This is a genomic window from Microcella daejeonensis (assembly GCF_026625045.1).
GTDB classification, from domain to species: Bacteria; Actinomycetota; Actinomycetes; order Actinomycetales; family Microbacteriaceae; genus Microcella; species Microcella daejeonensis.
On record NZ_CP113089.1, the window covers coordinates 1438631 to 1459165 of the forward strand.

The window sequence follows — 20535 nt, forward strand, 5'->3', positions numbered from 1 at the left end:
GCACCGTCCACACCGTCCACTCGCCCGAACCGCCGCAGCCGCCGCCACCGCGGCGCTCATGGCGGCGAGCCTGCTGACGGGCACCGCCGCGAACGCGGCCCCCGCCGCTCCGGGAACCGGGGTCGGCGCCATCGACTTCGAGGCCGGGCGCTACATCGTGACCCTCGCCGAGCCGGCGGTCGCCGCCTACGAGGGCGGCGTGCCGGGCATCCCCGCCACCGCCCCGGAGGAGGGCGAGCAGTTCGAGGCCCGCCGCGCCCCCGTCGTCGACTACCGCGCGCACCTGCAGCAGAAGCAGCAGGAGGTCGCCGCGGAGGTCGACGTCACGATCGACTCCTCGTACACCGTGGCCATCAACGCCTTCGCCGCCGAGCTCAGCGCCGAGCAGGCCGCGCAGCTGGCGACGAGCCGCGAGGTGCTGCAGATCGCGCCCGACGAGCTCAAGCAGATCCAGGCCGAGACCGGCACCGAGTTCCTGGGCCTCGACGGCCCGGGCGGCGTCTGGGAGGCCGTCGGAGGCGCCGAGACCGCCGGCGAGGGCGTCGTCGTCGGAATCCTCGACACCGGCATCGCCCCCGAGAACCCGTCCTTCGCGGGCGAGCCGCTCGGCACCGAGCCCGGTGCCGCGCCGTACCGCGACGGCGACAGCATCATCTTCGAGAAGAGCGACGGCGGCACGTTCACGAGCACGTGCGTCGAGGGCGTCCAGTTCACCGCCGACGACTGCTCGACCAAGATCATCGGTGCGCGCTACTTCGTCGACGGATTCGGCGCCGGCAACATCGGCGACGCCTCCACCGGCCCCGGCGAGTTCCTCTCGCCGCGCGACGGCGACGCGCACGGCTCGCACACGGGCGGCACCGCGGCGGGCAACCACCGCGTCGACACGACCGTGAGCGGCATCGACTTCGGCCCGATCTCGGGCGTCGCCCCCGCCGCCAAGATCGCCGCGTACAAGGTCTGCTGGAACGGACCCGACGCCGCGGCCACCACCGATGACGGATGCGCGACGAGCGACCTGCTCGCCGGCATCGACCAGGCCGTGCTCGACGGCGTCGACGTCATCAACTACTCCATCGGCGGCGGCGCCGCCACGACCACCTACTCGCCGATCGATGACGCCTTCCTCGGCGCCGCGGCGGCGGGCGTGTTCGTGGCCGCCTCGGCCGGCAACTCGGGCCCCGGCGCCTCCACGCTCGACAACGCGAGCCCGTGGATCACGACGGTCGCCGCGAGCACCATCCCCGCCTACCAGGGCACGGTCACGCTCGGCGACGGGCAGGCCTTCGCGGGCGCATCCATCACCGTCGACATGTCGGAGGGCGCCGAGCCGCTCACCGGACCCCTCGTGCCGTCGCGCAGCCTCGCGGCGGCCGGCGCGCCCGACCCGCAGCTCTGCGGCCCGGGCACGCTCGACCCGGCTCTCGTCGAGGAGGGCGACATCGTGCTCTGCGAGCGCGGCGTCTACGACCGCGTCGCGAAGTCGGCCGAGGTCGCCCGCGTGGGCGGCGCCGGCATGGTGCTCGTCAACGTGACGCCCGGCTCGGTCGACACCGACACGCACACCGTGCCGACCGTGCACCTCGACGCGGCGTACTACGCCGCCGTCACGGCCTACGCCGCGACGGAGGGCGCCACGGCGACCCTCACCGCCGGCAACTCGACCGACGTCGTGACCCCGGTGCCCCAGGTGGCCGGCTTCTCGTCGCGCGGCCCGGTGCTCGCCGACGGCAGCGACATCCTCAAGCCCGACATCGCGGCGCCCGGCGTCTCGATCCTCGCGGCGATCTCGAACCGCGAGGGCGAGGAGTCGCAGTACGGCTTCCTCAGCGGCACCTCGATGGCGGCCCCGCACATCGCGGGTCTCGCCGCCCTGTACCTCGGTGAGCGCCCGAACGCGACGCCCGCCGAGATCAAGTCGGCCATCATGACGACGGCGTACGACACGCTCGCCGCCGACGGCTCGACCGTGACCGACCCCTTCACGCAGGGCGCCGGCCACGCCGACCCGACCCGCTTCTTCGAGCCTGGCCTGGTCTACCTCAACGGCGTGCCCGACTGGCTCGGCTACCTGCAGGGCATCGGTTACGACGCCGGCGTGGAGCCGATCGACGGCAGCGACCTCAACCTCGCCTCGATCGCGGTCGGCACGCTGACCGCGCCCGAGCAGGTCACCCGTACGGTGACGGCCACGCAGGCCGGCACCTTCGAGGCCAGCATCCAGGGCCTCGAAGGCATCGAGGCGACCGTCGAGCCCTCGACGCTCACCTTCGGTGCGGCGGGCGAGTCGCAGAGCTTCACCGTGACCTTCTCGCGCACGGATGCTCCGCTCGACGCCTACGCCTCGGGCTCGCTCACCTGGACCTCGCGTGAGACGACCGTGCGCAGCCCCATCGTCGTGCAGCCCGTCACGATCGTGGCCCCGGCCTCGGTCGAGGGCGAGGGCACGACCGGTTCCGTCGACATCGCGGTGACGCCGGGCGGCACGGGCGACATCGCCCTGTCGACCACGGGACTCTCGCTCGGTGAGCGCCTGCCGAACGCGGAGGACGCCGAGGCGGACAACTCCGGCTCGGGCATCACGGGCGACTTCGCCGAGTACACGGTGACCGTGCCGGAGGGATCGGCGTTCACGCGGTTCGACGTCGACTCGTTCGACGACACCGCCGACCTCGACCTCATCGTGTACCTGCTCGACGAGACCGGCACGCCCATCGCGGGCTGGCAGTCGGCGACGGGTGCGGCCGATGAGCGGGTCGACCTCGTCGAGCCGGAGGCGGGCCAGTACGCCGTCATCGTCGACGTCTACGCCGCGGCGACCGAGACGGCGTGGAACACCACCGTCACCTCGATCGTCGAGGGCGGCGCCCCGCTCGCGCTCGACCCGGCCGTGATCGCCGGCGTGCAGGGCGAGGAGTCGATCGTCACCGCCTCGTGGACCGACCTGGCCGCGCAGAGCAGCTACCTCGGTCTCGTGCGCTACGGCGACACGGGTGCCGTGACCACGGTGCAGGTCGAGACGGGCGATGCGCCCGCCGAGCCCGTCGCCCCGGTGGCGACGGTCGCCCCGTCCATCAGCGGCGAGGCGAAGCCCGGCCGCACCCTCACCGCCGACCCCGGCGAGTGGGACGTGGAGGGCCTGACCTTCACCTACCAGTGGCAGGCGAACGGCGAGGACATCCGCCGCGCGACCGACGCCACCTACAAGGTGACGGGCAAGGACAAGGGCGACGTCATCACCGTCGTGGTGACCGCCTCGAAGGACGGCCTGCCCGACGGCACCGCCACCAGCGAGGGCGTCGAGGTCGCCAAGCCGGGCAAGCCCGGCAAGCCCAAGGGCGGTGAGCGCGTGATCGACTGATCGCCGCGACCCTCTCGCAGGACGGCGACGGGTCGGGATCGTCTTCCCGACCCGTCGCGCACGGCAGCGGCCCGCATCCTTGTTCAGGGGGATGCGGGCCGCTGCGCTGCGCGGAGCGAGCGCCGCCGGCCGCGGGCCCGGCCGGCGCCGCACGCCGGACGACTCAGGCGGGCGGGGGAGCGTGCAGCTCGGCGTCGGGCGCGGTCTCGCGCCAGTCGAGGAACCGCACGGTGAATCCCGCGCGGGTGGGGCCGCACAGCATGGGCCCGATCAGGGCATCCTCGTGCGGGAACCGGGCGACGCGCACCAGCCGCCACTCGTCCTCTCCGGCCGCGGGCTCCGTCGCCTCCCCGCCGAGGGGGCGGGCGCGCGCGCGGATCACGACGGCGTCGGCGATGCGGGATGCCCGCACCGTGACCGCCCGCCCCGTCCAGTCGTCGACGCGCCCCGTCGACCAGTCGCTCGCGCCCACGGTGACGACGGCGCCGAGCTGCGGGTGCCCGTCGCTCTGCTCGACGCCCGCCTTGATCCAGGTGCTCTCATCGACCATGATCACGAGGCCCGCCTGATCGAACTCGCCGGTGAAGCCCTCGAGCGCGAAGGTCACCTCCACGGCGGTGCCCGGAGCCCAGGGAGCGAGCAGCCCGTGCCCGTCCTCGTGCCGGAACCCGTAGGCGGTATCGCGCCACCAGTCGCTGCCCTCCGCGGCCTCGACGACGAGGGCGCCGTCGGCGTCGATCGAGTGCGAGACCGGCTCCCGGCTCCAGCGGCCGCGCGTCCACTCGGTCATGCGGCACCCGCGCTCGCGACGGAGGGGCCGACCTCGACGCCCGCGGCCCAGACCCTCTCGACCTGCCAGCCCGAGCCGAGCACGACGACGTCGGCGGCGAAGCCCGCGGCGAGCATCCCCCACTCGTCGTCGCGGCCGAGCACGCAGGCCGGCGTCGCGGTCAGGGCGCGCACCGCGGCGTCCTCGTCGACGCCGGCGACCTCGACGGCCGTGCGCAGCGCGGCGTCCTGCGTCAGGGTCGAGCCGGCGATGGTGGAGGTGCCGTTGAGCATCGCGACGCCGTTCTGCACGGTGACGTTGAGCGAGCCGAGCCGGTAGAAGCCGTCGGCCCCGCCCGCGGCCGCCATGGCGTCGGTGACGAGCGCGACCCGACCGGGCGCGGCGCGGAACACCATCTGCACCACCGAGGGGTGCACGTGCACGCCGTCGGCGACGAGCTCGAGCGCGACGCGGTCGTCGTCGAAGGCCGAGGGGATCGGGCCGGGGTCGCGGTGGTGGATGCCCGGCATCGCGTTGAACACGTGGGTCAGCAGGCGCGCCCCCGCGTCGAAGGCCGCGCGGGTCACGTGCTCGCCCGCCTCGGTGTGCCCGACCGCGACAATCACGCCCGCGTCCACGAGCTGCTCGATCGCCGCGAGGGCGCCAGGCAGCTCGGGGGCGATGGTGACCTGCACGAGCGACCCGGCGGCGGCGTCGAGCAGGGTCGCGATGAGCTCGGGATCGGGCTCGACGAGGTACTCCTGCGCGTGCGCGCCGCGGCGGGCGACGGCGAGGAAGGGTCCCTCGAGGTGCGAGCCGACGATGGTCGGGTCGGCGGCGGCGAGCTCGGCGACGGCGCGCAGGCTCGCGACGATCGTCTCGAGCGGGTTGGCGACGAGCGAGATCACCGAGCGGGTGGTGCCGTGCTGCCGGTGCACCGCGAGCGCCGCGCGGATCTCGTCGGCTCCGTTGTCGAAGGCCGCGCCGCCGCCGCCGTGCCCGTGCAGGTCGATGAACCCGGGGGTGAGGGTGCGGCCGCTCACGTCGAGCACGACGTCGGCGGTCGGCGGGGCATCCGTGCCGACGGCGGCGATGCGGTCGCCGTCGAGCAGCAGCCAGCCGTCGCGGCGGCCGTCGGCATCGAGCAGGCTGCCGCCCGCGAGCAGGGTGGTGGTCACTCTCGCTCCTACTTGAAGATGATGGTGCGCTGGCCGTCGAGCAGCACGCGGTCCTCCGCGAACCAGCGCACGGCCTGGCTGAGCGTGCGGCTCTCCTCATCCTGCCCGATGGCGACCAGCTCGGCGGGCGAGCGCGTGTGGTCGACCCGCACGACGTTCTGCTCGATGATCGGCCCCTCGTCGAGGTCGCTCGTGACGAAATGGGCGGTCGCGCCGATGAGCTTCACACCGCGGGCATGGGCCTGCTTGTAGGGGTTCGCACCCTTGAAGCCGGGCAGGAACGAGTGGTGGATGTTGATGATGCGGCCGGCGAGCGCCGCGCACAGCTCGGGGGAGAGGATCTGCATGTACCGGGCGAGCACGACGAGCTCGATGTCGTGCTGCTCGACGACCTCGAGCACGCGCGCCTCGAAGGCGGCCTTCTGCTCGGCGCCGACGACGGGATGCGATTCGAAGGGCACCCCGTAGAAGCTCGCGAGCTCGCCGAGGTCGGGGTGGTTGCCCATGACGAGCGGGATCTCGGCGGGCAGCTGCCCCGCCCGCTGGCGGAACAGCAGGTCGTTGAGGCAGTGACCGGCCTTCGACACGAGCACGAGCGTGCGCAGCGGGCGCCCGACGCGATCGATGCGGCAGCTCATCCCGTACCGCTCGACGATGGGGGAGAGGGCGCGCTCCATGCCCTCGTGATCGGTCTCGGTCTCGGTCTGCAGCCGCAGGAAGAAGCGACCGGACTCGAGCCCGGAGAACTGCTGCAGCTCGGTGATGTTGCCCTGCGCCTGGACGATCGCGCCGGTGACGGCGTGCACGATGCCGGGCTGGTCGGCGCAGACGAGGGTGACGATCCAGTGGTTCAGGTTCTCGCTCACCCGCTCAGCCTATTGGCCGACTCCGCTCGCCCCTTGCTCCTCGGCGTCGCGCCGATCGAACCCTTCCAGGTCGAACTCCGCCTCCTCCTCGTCCGAGACCGCCTCCTCCTCGTGCGGCCACACGAGCTCGTCGATGAGGACGACGAGCGCGAGCACCCCGTTCGCGATCCAGGTGACCGCGAGGGCGGTGAGACCGGGGATGAGCGGCGCCAGCAGGTACATCGCGGTCAGCGCGGCCATGCCGAGCAGGTGCGAGCGCAGCCACGGCCGCCCGATCGAGCGCTTGAACAGCAGGTTGCCGAGCAGGTAGAGGGCGGGTGCCGCGAGCACGATCACGAGCGTCGTGCCGTCGATCGGGTCGTCGGGATGCGCGAGCACGAGCTCGTCGCCCACCGCGACCAGCACGATGCCCGCCACGAGCACCATGTGCAGGTAGGTGTAGGTGAGCCGGGCGATGATCCCCGTGTTGCGGGAGGCCTGGATGAACCGCGCACCGTGCTCGGCCCCGTGGCTGAAGTACAGCAGCCAGAACAGGATCGTGCTGACGAAGGCGGCGAGGAAGGCCAGCACGGAGGGCGTCGTCAGCTCGGACCGGCTGAACAGCGTGCCCGTGATGATGATCGACTCGCCGAGCGCGATGATCATGAACAGCCCGGCCCGCTCGGCCATGTGCCCGCCGGCGACCTGCCAGGTCTCGGGCGGCGAGACGCCGAGGCGGGGCATCCAGTACCGGAACGCCGGCCCCAGCAGCTCGACCGCGAGCGCCGCCGCCCACAGCGGCAGCTGGGCCTCCCCGCCGAGCAGAGCGCCCGCGATCCAGAACGGGGCGCTCAGCACGAACCACAGCGCGATGCGCACGAGGTTCATCGCGTTGGTGCGATCGTCGCAGACCGCGTAGCTGATGGCCACGAAGACGGTGCGGCCGACCTGCATCACGAGGTAAGCGATCGCGAACTGCGCGGCGCGGTCGCCGAAGGCCTCGGGGATGGCGGTGCTCAGCACGAGGCCGCCGAGCATCATCGTGATGAGCATCCACCGCACGGGGCCCTTCTGCGGGTTCATCCAGTTGGTGACCCAGGTGGTGTAGATCCACAACCACCAGACGGCGACGAGCATGACGACGCCCTCGAGCACGCCGAGGGGCGTCAGATGCTCGATGACGTGGTGCGAGAGCTGGGTGACCGCGAAGACGAAGACGAGGTCGAAGAACAGCTCGACGAAGGCGACGCGGTCGCCGCCCTCCTCGCGGGTGCGGAACAGGCGCGCGACGGGGATGGCGGCGATCATCGGGCTCCTGACATCGATCGTGTGGCGATAGCGTAGAACCGGATGCCCGGCTCGGGCACCCCCGTGACCGCCAGAGCGTTCCGCTGGCCGCGAAAGACCCGCTCCGCCATGACCCACCCCGCTCCCACCCCCGCCGATCGCCCCTTCCCCTGGCTCGGCCTCATCACCCTCGCGACGGCGATCTTCGTCTGCGTCACGAGCGAGTTCCTGCCCACGGGCCTGCTGCCGCAGATCGCCGCCGACCTCGACGTCACCGAGGCGCAGGTCGGCCTGCTCGTCACGATCTTCGCCGGCACCGTCGTCGTCACGACCGCGCCGCTCGCCGCCCTCACCCGTCGGTTCGACCGCAAGCACCTCGTCATCGTCGTGCTCATCCTCTTCGCGCTCGCCAACGTGGCCGCCGCGCTCGCCCCCAGCTACGCCTGGCTGGTCGCCGCCCGCGTGCTCGGCGGCGTCTCGCACGGCCTCTTCTGGGCCGTCGTCGGCGCCTACGCCGGTTACCTCGTGCCCAAGCACCAGATCGCCCGCGCCGTCGCCGTCACGAGCGCGGGCGGCACGACCGCCTTCGTGCTCGGCGTGCCCGCGGGCACGGCGCTCGGCACGGCGGTGGGCTGGAGGGCTTCCTTCTTCGTCATCGCGGGCGTCGTCGCCGTGCTGCTCGTCATGATCGTGAGGTTCCTGCCCGCGGTCGATCACCGGCAGTCGCTCGCGACGGGCGAGATCCCCCTGCCGGCACGGCGCGATCCGAGCTTCCCCGGCGTGCTGTTCATCTGCCTGCTCGTGCTGATCGTCGTCGGCGGGCAGAACATCTTCTACACCTACATCGCGCCGTTCCTCATCGGCTCCGCCGGCTTCCCCGAGGCGAGCGTCGGCGCGCTGCTGTTCGTCTACGGCGGCGCGGGGGCGGTCGGGCTCGTGCTCGCCGGCGTGGTCGGTTCCCGCTATCCCCGTGGCGGTCTCTACGCCATGCTGCTCGTCGTCATCGCCGCGGTCGTCGTCATCGGATCCTCCGCGGGCGTGCCCGCCGTCGTCATCGCGTGCCTGCTGGTGTGGGGCGCGGCCTTCGGCGGCATCCCCGCCCTGCTGCAGACCCGGCTCCTGCACACCGCCTCGCCGCGCGTGCGCGACGTCGGCGCCGCGCTGCTGACCACCGCCTTCAACGTCGGCATCGGCGGCGGGGCGGCCATCGGCGGCGCCCTGTTCGACGTCATCCCCGTGCCCGCTCTGGCCTTCGTGCAGGCGGCCGTCATCGGCCTCGGCGTGGTGCTGCTCGTCGTGGCGGATGCCCGGCGGTCGTCGCCCGGTCGCGCGAGCGTCGGCGGCGACCGCGACGTCGAGCCGCAGTTCACCAGCGAGATCCCCGTACCGCCGCAGACGGGCTCCATCCCGCGGCAGCGCCCCGCGGGCCGGTAGCGTTAGCCGCGCGACTCCTCGCCGCGGCGACGGCGCAGCGCGGTGTCGATGGCGGCCGTGCCGAGCAGCACGCCGGTCGAGGCCAGCGACAGCGCCCAGGCGGGCATGACGAGCGCGAGCGGCAGCAGCAGCGCGACGACCGCCGCCGAGCCGAGCAGGATCCCCGCGCCCGGAGCCCCCACGATCCGCCGGAAGACCGCCGAGCCGAGGAGGAACAGGGCGGGCCCGCCGAGGATGGTGACGACGGCGAGCGCGCTCATCTCGACGGGGTGCGCGATCACGGTCTTGTCGGCCACGCCGGTGAGGATGATGCCCGCCACGATGGGCACGTGCGCGTAGGCGTAGGCCGCGCGCGCCATCGCCCCGGAGCGGGCCGAGCGCTCCACGCGCTCCTCGCCCTGCTGCTCGCCGTGATCGAAGTAGAGCCACCACATGCCGGCCGCCGCGAGGAACGCGCTCGCGAGCGCGGCGATGCGCGCGGGGTTCGACTCCTCCTCGACGAAGGCGAAGCCGGTGACGAGGAACGATTCGCCCAGCGCGATGATGATGAAGAGGGATGCCCGCTCCGCCACGTGCGCCGCCGAGACGTCCCAGCCCTCCATCGTGCCCCTGCCGAGCCCCGGCAGGGCGTAGTCGGTGCGGGCCACCACGTAATCGACCGCGACCGCGGCGCCCCACAGCACGACCAGGGCGACGCCGCCGGCGAGGGCGCCGGCGATCCACATCGTCCCCGTGACGAGGAACCAGGCGGCGATGCGGGCGAAGTCGGCGGCGACCCCGACGTCGTGCCGCACGGTGGCGATGACCATGAAGATCGAGCGCACGACCTGCAGGCCGACGTAGCCGAGGGCGAAGGCGAGCGCGCGCTCCCCGCCCGACTCCTGGATCGAGGTCGAGACGACGAGCCCGGCGAAGGCGAGCACGACGACGGCGATGCGCACGGGCATCCGCGCCGGATCGAGCCAGTTGGTCACCCAGGTGGTGTTCATCCACAGCCACCACAGCGCGGCGATGAGCACAGCCGCGCGCACGCCGTCGAGGGGGGAGGAGACCGCGGCGACGACCTCGCTGATCTGCGTGAGCGCGAAGACGAAGACGAGGTCGAAGAACAGCTCGACGAAGGCCACCCGCTCGCCGCGCTCGCGATCGGAGGGGCGCATCACGTTGGTGCGCATGCCCCACCGCGCCGTCGAGGTCGTCATGCCGCGATCATCGCAGATGCGCCGCTCAGCGCCGCGGTCCTCTTCGGCGGCGGTCAGCTCGGGCGCGTACACTGGGCACCGTCGCGACTGGCGTTGAGATGGGGCACCATCAGGGAGCGACCGACACGGTGAGCCGCCGTCCGCCTGGGCTGCTCGTCCACTTCACCCGCGCGGCGCCCGGCGCCCGCACGTTACCTGAGGAGCATCCCGTGTCCAGCCTTCCCAGTTCCTTCAACGACGCGCTCATCGACGTCGACCCCGAGATCGCCGCCGTGCTCGAGCAGGAGCTCGGGCGCCAGCGCAGCACCCTCGAGATGATCGCCAGCGAGAACTTCGTCTCGCGCGCCATCCTCGAGGCGCAGGGCTCGGTGCTCACCAACAAGTACGCCGAGGGCTACCCCGGCAAGCGCTACTACGGCGGCTGCGAGTTCGTCGACATCGCCGAGAACCTCGCCATCGAGCGGGCCAAGAGCCTCTTCGGCGCCCAGTTCGCCAACGTGCAGCCCCACTCGGGCGCCTCGGCGAGCGCGGCCGTGCTGCACGCCCTCGCGCAGCCGGGCGACACCATCCTCGGCCTCGAGCTCGCCCACGGCGGCCACCTCACCCACGGCATGAAGCTCAACTTCTCGGGCAAGGTCTACAACGCCACGAGCTACGGCGTCGACCCCGAGACGATGCTCGTCGACATGGACGTCGTGCGCGCGAAGGCGCTCGAGGTCAAGCCGACCGTCATCATCGCCGGCTGGTCGGCCTACTCGCGCCAGCTCGACTTCGCCGCCTTCCGCGCCATCGCCGACGAGGTCGGCGCCAAGCTCTGGGTCGACATGGCGCACTTCGCCGGCCTCGTCGCCGCGGGGCTGCACCCCTCGCCGCTGCCCCACGCCCACGTCGTGAGCTCGACCGTGCACAAGACCCTCGCCGGCCCGCGCTCGGGCATCATCCTCAGCAACGACGAGTCGCTGTTCAAGAAGCTCAACTCTGCCGTGTTCCCGGGCCAGCAGGGCGGGCCGCTCATGCACGTCATCGCGGCGAAGGCCGTGGCGTTCAAGCTCGCGGCGCTGCCGGAGTTCGTGGAGCGCCAGGAGCGCACGATCGCCGGTGCGCGCATCCTCGCCGACCGCCTCACGCAGGACGACGCGATCGCGGCCGGCGTCAACGTGCTCACCGGCGGCACCGACGTGCACCTCGCCCTCGTCGACCTGCGCACCTCGCCGCTCAACGGCCTCGAGGCGGAGGACCTGCTGCACGAGGTTGGCATCACCGTCAACCGCAACGGCGTGCCCTTCGACCCGCGCCCGCCGATGGTGACGAGCGGCGTGCGCATCGGCACCCCCGCGCTCGCGACCCGCGGCTTCGGCGAGGAGCAGTTCACCGAGGTGGCCGACATCATCGCGCGCACGCTCATGCCGAGCCCCGACGTCGCCGCCCTGCGCGGTCGCGTCTCGGCGCTCGCCGACGCCTTCCCCCTGTACCCGGGTCTGTGAGCGGGGGCTCCGGGATGCCCGCCCAGCGCCTCGACGGAACCGCCACCGCCCGCACGATCAAGGCCGAGCTGACCGAGCGAGTCCGGGTGCTCGCCGAGCACGGCGTCGTCCCCGGACTCGCGACCGTGCTCGTCGGCGACGACCCCGGATCGCGGTGGTACGTCGGAGGCAAGCACAAGGACTGCGCCGAGGTCGGCATCGCGTCGATCCGCCGCGACCTGCCGGAGTCGACGACGCAGGCCGAGCTGGAGGCCGTCATCGACGACCTCAACGCCGACCCCGCCGTCACGGGCTTCATCGTGCAGCTGCCTCTGCCTGCGCACATCGACACCGACGCCATCCTCGAGCGGGTCGACCCCGCGAAGGACGCCGACGGACTGCACCCGACGAACCTCGGCCGGCTCGTGCTGCGAGCGAGCCGCGAGATCGACACCCCGCTGCCGTGCACGCCGCGCGGCGTCATCGAGCTCGCGCAGCGCCACGGCCTCTCCTGGGACGGCCTCGACGTCGTCGTCATCGGCCGCGGCGTCACGGTCGGCCGGGCGATCGGCGCACTGCTGACCCGGCGCGAGATCAACGCCACCGTGACCCTCACCCACACCGGCACCCGCGACCTGCCCGCGCACCTGCGTCGCGCCGACGTGATCGTCGCCGCGGCCGGGGTTCCGGGCATCGTCTCGGCGGCCGACGTGAAGCCGGGCGCGATCGTGCTCGACGTCGGCGTCTCGCGGGTCGTCGACGCCGAGACGGGGGAGTCGCGCATCGCGGGCGACGTGGCCGACGACGTCGCCGAGGTCGCGTCGTGGATCTCGCCGAACCCGGGCGGCGTCGGGCCCATGACCCGCGCGCTGCTGCTCGCGAACGTGGTGGAGACGGCGGAGCGCGCGGCGGGCATCCGGTAGCTCGCTGGTCGGCGGGTCTGCGCTCGTCGGCGGGTCTGCGCTGGTCGGCGCCGGTCGGCGGGTCTGCGCCGGTCGGTGTCGCGAGGTGCGGTGCGGTGCTGCGGTCAGGCGTCGAAGCGTGCGCCGGCGAGGCGCGGGCGCCGCAGCAGCAGCACGGCGAGCGCGATGCTGCCGACCCCGAGCAGGCCGAGGAGCGCCCACCAGCCCGACAGGTTCGAATCGTGCAGGCGTCGCACCGTGACCGTCACGGCGGGGATGGCGGTCGCGAGAGCCCACAGGGCTGCGACGGCGATCGAGATCTGCGCCACGAGCGAGTCCGCGGTGTAGTCGGGGCTTCCGTAGAGGAACGTGATGCCGCTCGGCGAGGCGATGCCGAAGGGGCCGAGATTCACGGTGGGCATCGCGCCGGTGCCCGAGGCGATCGCGGGCACCACGCCGAGGGTGAGGGCGAGCACGCTCAGGTTGGCGGCCATCCACCACCAGTACTCGCTGCGGCCCGCGCGGCCGTGCAGCCGCAGACCGTGCTGCACGAATCGCCGCAGGGAGTCGCGGATGCCGGCATCGCGCAGGGGTGCGCGGGCATCGAGCTCGACAGACGTCGTCACGGGGGGATCGTACTGCGCGATGCTCACGTTCGCACGCGCGCCCTCGTCGCGGTTAGGCCGGTGGTCTGCAGGATGCCCGGCGCGGGTTGACGCCCGCGCGCGGTCTCGCGTACCGTCGACCCCGACATGCTGATCTGACGTCGACGACCGTCCCGCGCCCGAGGCCCTGCCCGGCGGGATCACCGTGACTCGACGGGCTTCCCATGTCATCTCCGCAGCACTCCTCGGCGTCCGCCGCCGCCTCGTCCTCCCCTTCCGCCGCCGCGACCGCGGCGATCATCGCCCGCGGCATCGCCCGCTCCTTCGACCGCGGCCCCGTGCTCGACGGCGTCGACCTCGTCGTCCCCGCGGGCGCCCGCATCGGCCTCATCGGCGAGAACGGCGCGGGCAAGTCGACCCTCCTGCGCATCCTCGCCGGGGTCGAGGCGGCCGACGCGGGCGAGCTCTCGCGCCCCGCGCGTCTCGGCTACCTGCCGCAGGAGGTGCCCTTCGACCCGGACGCGCCCGTCGGCTCGCTCATCGACGCGGCGGTCGCCCCGCTGCGGGCGATCGAGCGCGAGCTCGAGGGGGCGGCCGAGGGTCTCGCGGGGGTGCTCGGCGGCACGGCTCCGGCTGCCGCCGAGCGGTACGCCGCGGCGCTCGCCGCCGCCGAGCGGGCCGAGCTGTGGGGCTGGGAGGCGCGCCGGGATGCCCTGCTCGACGGGTTCGGTGTGGCGGGCATCCCGCTCACGACGCCGCTCGGCGCGATCTCGGGCGGTCAGCGCAGCCGGCTCGCGCTCGCGGCCCTGCTGCTGGAGCGCCCCGACGCCCTGCTGCTCGACGAGCCCACCAACCACCTCGACGACGCCGCCGTCGCGACCCTGCGCACGGCGCTGCTCGGCTGGCGCGGCCCGGTGCTGCTCGCGAGCCACGATCGGGCGCTGCTCGACGAGGTGGCGACGGCGATCGTCGATCTCGACCCGGCGCGCCGGGCGCTCGGCGGGCCGGAGGGGGCCGTCGCCCAGCGCTACGGCGGCGGCTTCAGCGAGTACCTGCTCGAGAAGGCGCGCGAGCGCGAGCGCTGGGAGCAGCGCTTCGCCGAGGAGCAGCGGGAGCTCGACCGGCTGCGCGGCGGCGTCGCGGTCACGGCCCGCGCCCTCGACACGGGGCCGAAGCCCCCGCGCGACAACGACAAGTTCATCGGGCACTTCAAGGGTCGCCGCACGGAGGCCGCGACCCGGCGACGGGTGCGCAGCGCCGAGCAGCGGCTCGAGCGGCTCGAGGCCGAGCAGCTGCGTCGCCCGCCCGCGCCGCTGACGTTCTCGGGGGTGCCGGCGGGCACGACGCCGATCACCGAGGGCGTGCTCGTGCAGCTGCGCGGTGCCGCGGTGCCGGGCCGTCTCGCGCCGATCGATCTGCGCATCACCGCGCTCGACCGCGTGCTCGTGACGGGGGCCAACGGTGCGGGCAAGTCGACGCTGCTGGCGGTCATCGCGGGCGCGCTCGGGCACGAGGGGGTTCGGGATGCCCGGCGCGGCCTGCGCGTCGGGACCCTCGAGCAGGACGCCCGCTTCGCCGACCCCGATCGCACCCCGCGCGCGATCTACGAGGGGATCCTCGGCGAGCGGCACGCCGCCGCGCACCCGCTGCGCGACCTCGGGCTCATCGCGCCCGCCGACCTCGACCGCCCTGTCGGAGCGCTCTCGCTCGGCCAGCAGCGCCGCCTCGCCCTCGCCCTCGTCATCGCGCGGCCGCCGCACCTGCTGCTGCTCGACGAGCCGACGAACCACCTGTCGCTTCGCCTCGCGGGCGAGCTCGAGGCCGCGCTCGGCAGCTACCCCGGCGCGGTCGTCGTCGCCTCGCACGACCGCTGGCTGCGCGCCCGGTGGGAGGGCCGCGAGCTCGCGCTCTGACCGGGCCACTGGCACGAATTCAGGCAAGGGCAGATGGCGTCCGGCGTGTCGCCGCGGAAGCCCGTCGACACACCGGGCCGTGCCTGAATATGTGCCCCGCCCGCCCGCCCGCCCGCCCGCCACGCCACGGCACGGCATGGCATGGCAGGGCGCAGGCGCCGCACGGCGCGGGGGCGCCGAGTCGGGACGGCGGCTCCGGCTCGGCGGCGCGCGCCGCGCGGCTCAGCGCCGCCCGGTCGCGAGCCGCAGGCGCACCGGCTGGCCGGGCCGCAGCTGCGCGAGCAGGTCGAGAGCGGCATCCGTCAGCACGGCGATGACGGGGTAGCCGCCGGTGACGGGCGCGTCGGGGCCGAGCACGGTCGGCGCGCCATCGGGCGAGACCTGGATGCTCCCGGGCAGCATCCCCTCGCTGGGCAGCTCGCGCCCGACCGCCGCGGGGTCGCGCGCGAGCGCCGGGCCGTCGAGCCGCAGGCCCGTGCGGTCGCTGCGTGCCGAGACCGTCCACTCCGCGTCGAGCAGCGTCGACCAGGCGGCCTCCTCGAACCAGTCGCGGCGCGGACCGGGCCGCACCGCGAGGTCGACCGCCCCGTCGGTCGGCGGGTCGATGGGCACGAGGTCGACGCTCGGCACGGGCCCGGTCGGCTCGGGGCCGAGCGGCACCCGCTGCCCGGCCTCGAGGGGCCGCGGCCCGAGCTCGGCGAGGGAGTCGCGCGACCGCGAGCCGAGGGTGGCGGGCGCGTCGACGCCGCCGCGCACGGCGACGACGGCGCGCAGGCCGTGCTCGAGCGGGCCGAGGCGCAGCTCGGCGCCGTCGCGATCGGCGCGCACGGCCGCGTGCGGGGCGACGGGCCGGCCGTCGAGCGACACCGGCCCCGTGCCGCCGGTCACCGCGATCCAGGCGCCCTCCGGCAGAGCGAGCACCAGACCGCCGAGCAGCACTTCGAGGGTCGCCGCCTGCTCGGGGTTGCCGACGAGGCGGTTGGCGAGCCGATGGGCGGCGCGGTCCATGGCGCCGGCCGCTCCGACGCCGAGGGCGGCGAGGCCGGGGCGCCCGAGGTCCTGCACGAGCGTGCGCGGGCCGGGGTCGAGCACGTGCAGGCTGCGGGCCGGGGCGGCTTCGAGCCGGGCATCCCGCCCCTCGGGCCCAGTGCGCGTCGGCGCCCCGCCCTGGTCGCGGTTCAGGACGCCCGGCGACTCCGCGGTCGGCGGCGGCGTGCCGAGGCCCGCGGCGGGCGCATCCGGCGCGGATCCCGGAACCGCGATCGCGGCAGCGGGGGGAGGGGGGAGGGCGCTCGCGACCCGGTCCGCGTCGCCGGTCGACGCCGGGACGAAGCGCACGCGGTCGCCGGGCGCGATGAGCGCCGGGTGCGCGCGGCCCGCGTCCCAGAGCACGACGTCGGTGCGACCGATGAGCTGCCAGCCGCCGGGCGAGCTGCGCGGGTAGATGCCGCAGTACTCGGCGGCGAGGGCGACGGCCCCCGCGGGAACCCGTGAGCGCGAGGTGGCGCGGCGGGGGAGGGCGGGCAGCGGCGGAGCGGCATCCGGGTCGTCGAGAATGGCGGCGGGCACGAGGTACGGGAACCCGGGCGCGAAGCCCGAGAACGCGCACACCCACTCGACGGCGGTGTGCCGCTCCGCGACCTCGGCGACCGTGCAGCCCCAGGCCTCGGCGACGACCGCGAGATCCTCGCCGTCGTAGTGCACGGCGATGGGGATGCTGCGCCCCTGCTGGAGGTCGGCGGCGCCCGCAGCGCCGAGGCCCGCGCCTCCCTCGGCGTCCGCGGTCGAGCGCAACCAGTGCTCCGCGTGCCCGAGGCCGAGCACCGCCGGATCGATCCGCACGAGCACGGTGCGCGCCGCCGGCACGAGCTCGAGCACGCCCGGCGGCCGATCCATGCCCCACGCGGCATGAGCGCCGAGCGCCTCGGCGAGGGAGTCGAACTCGGCGAGCAGAGCGCGGTCGCCGGCGGGCAGCAGGCGCATCAGACGAGCGGCTCGAGCGCGACGTCGGCGTCGCGCAGCGCGGAGCGCACGGCGCGGGCGATGGCGACGGCGCCGGGGGTGTCGCCGTGCACGCAGAGCGAGCGGACGCGCAGGGGGAGCAGCTCGCCCTCGATCGTCTCGACGACGCCCTCGCGGGCGAGGCGCACGGCGCGCGGGGCGATGAGCCCGGGGTCGTGCAGCACCGCTCCGGCCTCGGATCTCGGCACGAGCGAGCCGTCGCCGCGGTAGGCCCGGTCGGCGAAGCCCTCGGCGAGGAACGGGATGCCCGCGGCCGCGGCCGCGCGCTCGGCGGCGGTGCCGGGCATCCCCATGAGCGGGACGCCCGCCCAGGCGGCGACCTCGGCGACCACGGCGGCGCGATGCTCGTCGTGCACGATGCGGTTGTAGAGCGATCCGTGGGGCTTGAGGTACCGCACGCGACCGCCGGCCGCTTCGGCGGCCTGCCGCAGGGTCGAGACCTGCGCGCGCAGCTGGCCGGCGAGCACGACGGGCTCGACCTCGAGATCGCGGCGGCCGAAGCCCGCGCGGTCGTCGTAGGAGGGGTGCGCGCCGATCGCGACGCCGTGCGCGACCGCCGCGGCGCAGGCCGCCGCCATGGTCGCGGGGTCGCCGCCGTGCGCCCCGCAGGCGAGGTTCGCGCTCGTGACGAGCGGCATCATCGCGGCGTCATCGCCGACGATCGCCGCGCCGTACGACTCGCCGAGGTCGCTGTTGAGGTCGATCGTCGGCATACGGCGAGCCTAAGCGCCGCCGCCCTTGACAGACATTCGAACGTGTGTTCGAATCATCGCCATGCGGTGGAGCGGGCAGTCGGTGGGGGCGCAGCAGGCGGATGCCCTGCCCGAGCTCGTCGACACCGCTGCGCTCGCCCGCCGCTCGGCCCTCGAGCGCAGCGGTCTCGTGCGCACCGTGCGGCCGCCCGAGTTCGCCGGCATGACCTTCCACGAGGTGCTCGCGAAATCGGCGCTCAACCGCGTGCCCGGCGGCGGCGGGTCGCTGCCCTTCGGCCACACCGTCAATCCGTACCGCGGCTGCACCCACGCCTGCGTCTACTGCTTCGCGCGCCCGACCCACGCCTACCTCGACCTCGACACCGGCGAGGGCTTCGATCGCGAGATCGTCGTGAAGGTCAACGTCGCCGAGGTGCTCGCGCGCGAGCTGCGGCGGCCGAGCTGGGGCCGTGATCCGGTGGCGCTCGGCACCAACACCGATCCGTACCAGCGGGCCGAGGGGCGCTACGGGCTCATGCCCGGCATCATCACGGCCCTCACCGAGAGCGGCACCCCGTTCAGCATCCTCACCAAGGGCACCCTGCTGCGCCGCGACCTGCCGATGCTCGCCCGGGCGCGCGAGCACGTGCCCGTCGAGCTCAGCATGTCGATCGCCGTCTACGACGACGCCCTGCAGCAGTCGCTCGAGCCCGGCACCCCCTCGACGGATGCCCGGCTCGCGACCATCACCGCCGCCGTCTCCGCGGGCTTCGCCCCGAGCGTGCTGCTCATGCCCGTGCTGCCCGATCTCACCGACACCCGGGCTCACCTCGACACCGCGTTCGCGCGCATCCGCGCCGCCGGAGCGCGATCCGTCATGGCCTCGGCGCTGCACCTGAAGCCGGGGGTGCGCGAGTGGTTCTTCGCCTGGCTCGAGCGGGAGCATCCCGCCCTCGTGCCCCGCTACCGCGAGCTCTACGCCGGCGGCGCGCACCCGCCGGCCGGCTACCGCTCCTGGCTCGCCGAGCGGGTTCGGGATGCCCGGCGCCGCCACGCACTCGGCAGCAGGCCGCTCGACCCCGCCACCGGCACCGTCGCGGCGCCGGCCCCGCTGCGCACCCGCGCCCTCGCCGCTCGTGGCGCGCCGACCGCGGGAGCGTCATCCGCGGAAGCCGCCGCCGCCTCACCGCCCCGCGCCGCGCCCCGGGCGTCCCCGCCCGCCGCCGCGCCCGGGATGCTCTTCTGAGCCGCGACCGCCCGGGCGATGCGAGCGCGGCCCGCCGCCGCCCCGGCTCGGCCGGTTCGCAATAGAGTCGTGGGCATGGAGACGAGGGTGCCCGCCACGGGATCGGTCAGGCTCGCCATCCTCGACGATCACGAGCTGCTGCTCGACAGCCTCAGCACCTGGATCTCGCAGAACGCGCCCGATTTCGACCTGGTGCTCACCGCGCCGACGTGGTTCGAGCTCGTTCAGAGCGACCAGTTCCCGACCGACCTCGTGCTGCTCGACTTCCAGCTGCAGGAGCCCGTGTCGATCGAGGCCCGCGTGCGCACCTGCCGCGCGGCGGGGGCGAAGGTCATCGTGCTGACGAGCCTCGACACCGAGGAGGCCCGCGAGCGCGCCCTCGAGGCGGGCGCTGCGGCCTTCCTCTCCAAGGCGCTGCCCCTTGCCGACGTCATGGACGCCGCGCGCCAGGTGATGGGCATGCAGGCGAGCGGCGAGCCCGTGCGCGAGTGGCGCCCGCTGCCGAGCGGCGCCCGCCGCCCGCCGCGCCCGAAGCTCTCGGTGAGCGAGCGCGAGGCGCTGAGCCTCTACGTCGCGGGCAGGTCGACGGCGCAGGTCGCGAGCGAGATGCACGTGCAGTACGAGACGGCGAAGACCTACCTGCGACGGGTGCGCGAGAAGTACGCGAAGACGGGGCGCCCCGCGAGCACGAAGACCGATCTGATCAGACGAGCAGCCGAGGACGGGTACCTGCAGTAATGGCGAAACTGTACTTCCGCTACGGAGCGATGAACAGCGGCAAGAGCACCGCTCTGCTGCAGGCCGCGTACAACTACGAGGAGCGCGGGCAGAAGGTGCTGCTCGCGAAACCGCTCATCGACACCAAGGGCGAGCAGCTCATCGTCTCGCGCCTCGGCGTGACCCGCGCGGTCGACTTCACGGTCGGCGCGAACGACGACGTCTACGCGGTGTTCCAGCGCGAGCGCGAGGCCGTGATTCGGGCCGACGGCGCCGACGTCGCCTGCCTGCTCGTCGACGAGGCCCAGTTCTTCAGCCCTCAGCAGATCGACGATCTGCTGCGCATCGCCATCCGCGAGGGCATCCCGGTTCTCGCCTACGGCATCCGCACCGACTTCCAGACGGCCGCGTTCCCCGGCAGCCGCCGCCTGCTCGAGATCGCGCACTCGCTGGAGGAGCTCAAGACGATCTGCCGCTGCGGCCGCAAGGCCGTCTTCAACGCGCGCACCATCGACGGGAAGTTCGTCTTCGACGGCGATCAGGTCGCCATCGACGGCGTCGACGTCACCTACGAGGCGCTGTGCGGGCTCTGCTACCTCGACGAGTCGGGCGACTCGCTCGCCTCCGGCTGGAAGGCCCCGGTCGCCCTCGGCATCGAACCGATGGGCCCCGACGCCGACTTCGCCTGACGGGTGAGCCGGGCGGGCGCTCCCGCCCTGAGCCCCCCCGCTCAACGAGAAGGGCCCGGAACCGCGATGCGGTTCCGGGCCCTTCTCATGCGGTGCTTCCGCACTGCCGTGCTGTCGGGGTAACAGGATTTGAACCTGCGGCCTCGTCGTCCCGAACGACGCGCGCTACCAAGCTGCGCCATACCCCGGTGCGCCGCTTTCGCGGCAACC

The 20535-nt window shown here is 73.9% G+C and carries 16 protein-coding genes, 1 tRNA gene and 1 riboswitch; of the genes, 8 read left to right on the forward strand and 9 right to left on the reverse strand.

The window, feature by feature from the left end; translation table 11 throughout:
• The first annotated feature begins 58 nt into the window (after nucleotides 1-58).
• Nucleotides 59-3361, forward strand: coding sequence for a S8 family serine peptidase (locus OVN18_RS07000; protein WP_267780003.1), 3303 nt, complete (start codon nucleotides 59-61; stop codon nucleotides 3359-3361).
• A gap of 163 nt (nucleotides 3362-3524) precedes the next feature.
• On the opposite strand, the gene OVN18_RS07005 is transcribed toward OVN18_RS07000, so the two are convergent.
• From OVN18_RS07005 to OVN18_RS07020, 4 genes are read right to left on the reverse strand one after another with little or no spacing between them, the layout of a single operon-like run.
• On the reverse strand, nucleotides 3525-4151 hold the full coding sequence (locus OVN18_RS07005) for a DUF1349 domain-containing protein (RefSeq protein WP_267780004.1): 627 nt from the start codon (nucleotides 4149-4151) through the stop codon (nucleotides 3525-3527).
• Nucleotides 4148-5308 carry an N-acetylglucosamine-6-phosphate deacetylase gene (gene nagA, locus OVN18_RS07010; protein ID WP_267780005.1) on the reverse strand — a complete coding sequence of 387 codons (1161 nt, stop codon included), beginning with the start codon at nucleotides 5306-5308 and terminating at the stop codon, nucleotides 4148-4150. Before nagA ends, OVN18_RS07005 begins: the two co-directional genes overlap by 4 nt.
• Before the next feature lie 8 nt (nucleotides 5309-5316).
• Nucleotides 5317-6174, reverse strand: coding sequence for a formyltetrahydrofolate deformylase (gene purU / locus OVN18_RS07015; RefSeq protein ID WP_267780006.1), 858 nt, complete (start codon nucleotides 6172-6174; stop codon nucleotides 5317-5319).
• Nucleotides 6175-6183: 9 nt separating this feature from the next.
• Nucleotides 6184-7461, reverse strand: a complete 1278-nt coding sequence (locus tag OVN18_RS07020) for a low temperature requirement protein A (RefSeq protein WP_267780008.1) — start codon at nucleotides 7459-7461, stop codon at nucleotides 6184-6186.
• Between the two features lie 108 nt (nucleotides 7462-7569).
• On the opposite strand from OVN18_RS07020, the gene OVN18_RS07025 reads away from it, so the two are divergent.
• Nucleotides 7570-8874, forward strand: a complete 1305-nt coding sequence (locus tag OVN18_RS07025) for an MFS transporter (protein ID WP_267780009.1) — start codon at nucleotides 7570-7572, stop codon at nucleotides 8872-8874.
• A 2-nt stretch (nucleotides 8875-8876) separates the two neighbouring features.
• Here the strand turns inward: OVN18_RS07025 and OVN18_RS07030 are convergent, their stop codons facing one another.
• Nucleotides 8877-10076, reverse strand: coding sequence for a low temperature requirement protein A (locus OVN18_RS07030; RefSeq protein ID WP_267780011.1), 1200 nt, complete (start codon nucleotides 10074-10076; stop codon nucleotides 8877-8879).
• 73 nt (nucleotides 10077-10149) lie between these two features.
• Nucleotides 10150-10233, forward strand: a riboswitch (ZMP/ZTP riboswitch).
• A 52-nt stretch (nucleotides 10234-10285) separates the two neighbouring features.
• On the opposite strand from OVN18_RS07030, the gene glyA reads away from it, so the two are divergent.
• Both glyA and OVN18_RS07040 read left to right on the forward strand, forming a co-directional pair.
• A complete protein-coding gene (glyA, locus tag OVN18_RS07035) occupies nucleotides 10286-11560 on the forward strand; it encodes a serine hydroxymethyltransferase (RefSeq protein WP_267780012.1) in 1275 nt (424 codons plus the stop codon).
• A gap of 14 nt (nucleotides 11561-11574) precedes the next feature.
• Nucleotides 11575-12462, forward strand: a complete 888-nt coding sequence (locus OVN18_RS07040; RefSeq protein ID WP_267780013.1) for a bifunctional methylenetetrahydrofolate dehydrogenase/methenyltetrahydrofolate cyclohydrolase — start codon at nucleotides 11575-11577, stop codon at nucleotides 12460-12462.
• 104 nt (nucleotides 12463-12566) lie between these two features.
• Here the strand turns inward: OVN18_RS07040 and OVN18_RS07045 are convergent, their stop codons facing one another.
• The gene (locus tag OVN18_RS07045; RefSeq protein WP_267780014.1) at nucleotides 12567-13067 is read right to left on the reverse strand and encodes a DUF805 domain-containing protein; all 501 of its coding nucleotides are present in this window, start codon (nucleotides 13065-13067) and stop codon (nucleotides 12567-12569) included.
• Nucleotides 13068-13270: 203 nt separating this feature from the next.
• Between OVN18_RS07045 and OVN18_RS07050 the strand changes: the two genes are divergently transcribed.
• On the forward strand, nucleotides 13271-14959 hold the full coding sequence (locus tag OVN18_RS07050; RefSeq protein WP_267780016.1) for an ABC-F family ATP-binding cassette domain-containing protein: 1689 nt from the start codon (nucleotides 13271-13273) through the stop codon (nucleotides 14957-14959).
• Between the two features lie 222 nt (nucleotides 14960-15181).
• Here OVN18_RS07050 and OVN18_RS07055 read toward each other — a convergent pair whose 3' ends face one another.
• Nucleotides 15182-16942, reverse strand: a complete 1761-nt coding sequence (locus OVN18_RS07055; protein WP_267780017.1) for a 5-oxoprolinase subunit B/C family protein — start codon at nucleotides 16940-16942, stop codon at nucleotides 15182-15184.
• Entirely contained in the window at nucleotides 16942-17694 is a 753-nt protein-coding gene (locus tag OVN18_RS07060) for a LamB/YcsF family protein (RefSeq protein ID WP_267780018.1), read from the reverse strand. The genes OVN18_RS07055 and OVN18_RS07060 overlap by 1 nt, the downstream gene beginning before the upstream one ends.
• A 61-nt stretch (nucleotides 17695-17755) precedes the next feature.
• Here OVN18_RS07060 and OVN18_RS07065 point away from each other — a divergent pair, with 61 nt between their 5' ends.
• The 3 genes from OVN18_RS07065 (at nucleotide 17756) to OVN18_RS07075 (ending at nucleotide 20325) form a co-directional block, all read left to right on the forward strand.
• Entirely contained in the window at nucleotides 17756-18919 is a 1164-nt protein-coding gene (locus OVN18_RS07065; RefSeq protein ID WP_267780019.1) for an Rv2578c family radical SAM protein, read from the forward strand.
• Between the two features lie 75 nt (nucleotides 18920-18994).
• Complete coding sequence (locus tag OVN18_RS07070; RefSeq protein WP_267738950.1) at nucleotides 18995-19657, forward strand: response regulator transcription factor; 663 nt, start codon at nucleotides 18995-18997, stop codon at nucleotides 19655-19657.
• Nucleotides 19657-20325 (forward strand): thymidine kinase, encoded by a 669-nt coding sequence (locus OVN18_RS07075; RefSeq protein WP_267738951.1) that lies wholly within the window; start codon nucleotides 19657-19659, stop codon nucleotides 20323-20325. The genes OVN18_RS07070 and OVN18_RS07075 overlap by 1 nt, the downstream gene beginning before the upstream one ends.
• Before the next feature lie 114 nt (nucleotides 20326-20439).
• Here the strand turns inward: OVN18_RS07075 and OVN18_RS07080 are convergent.
• Nucleotides 20440-20513 (reverse strand) — tRNA-Pro (locus tag OVN18_RS07080).
• Nucleotides 20514-20535 lie beyond the last annotated feature (22 nt).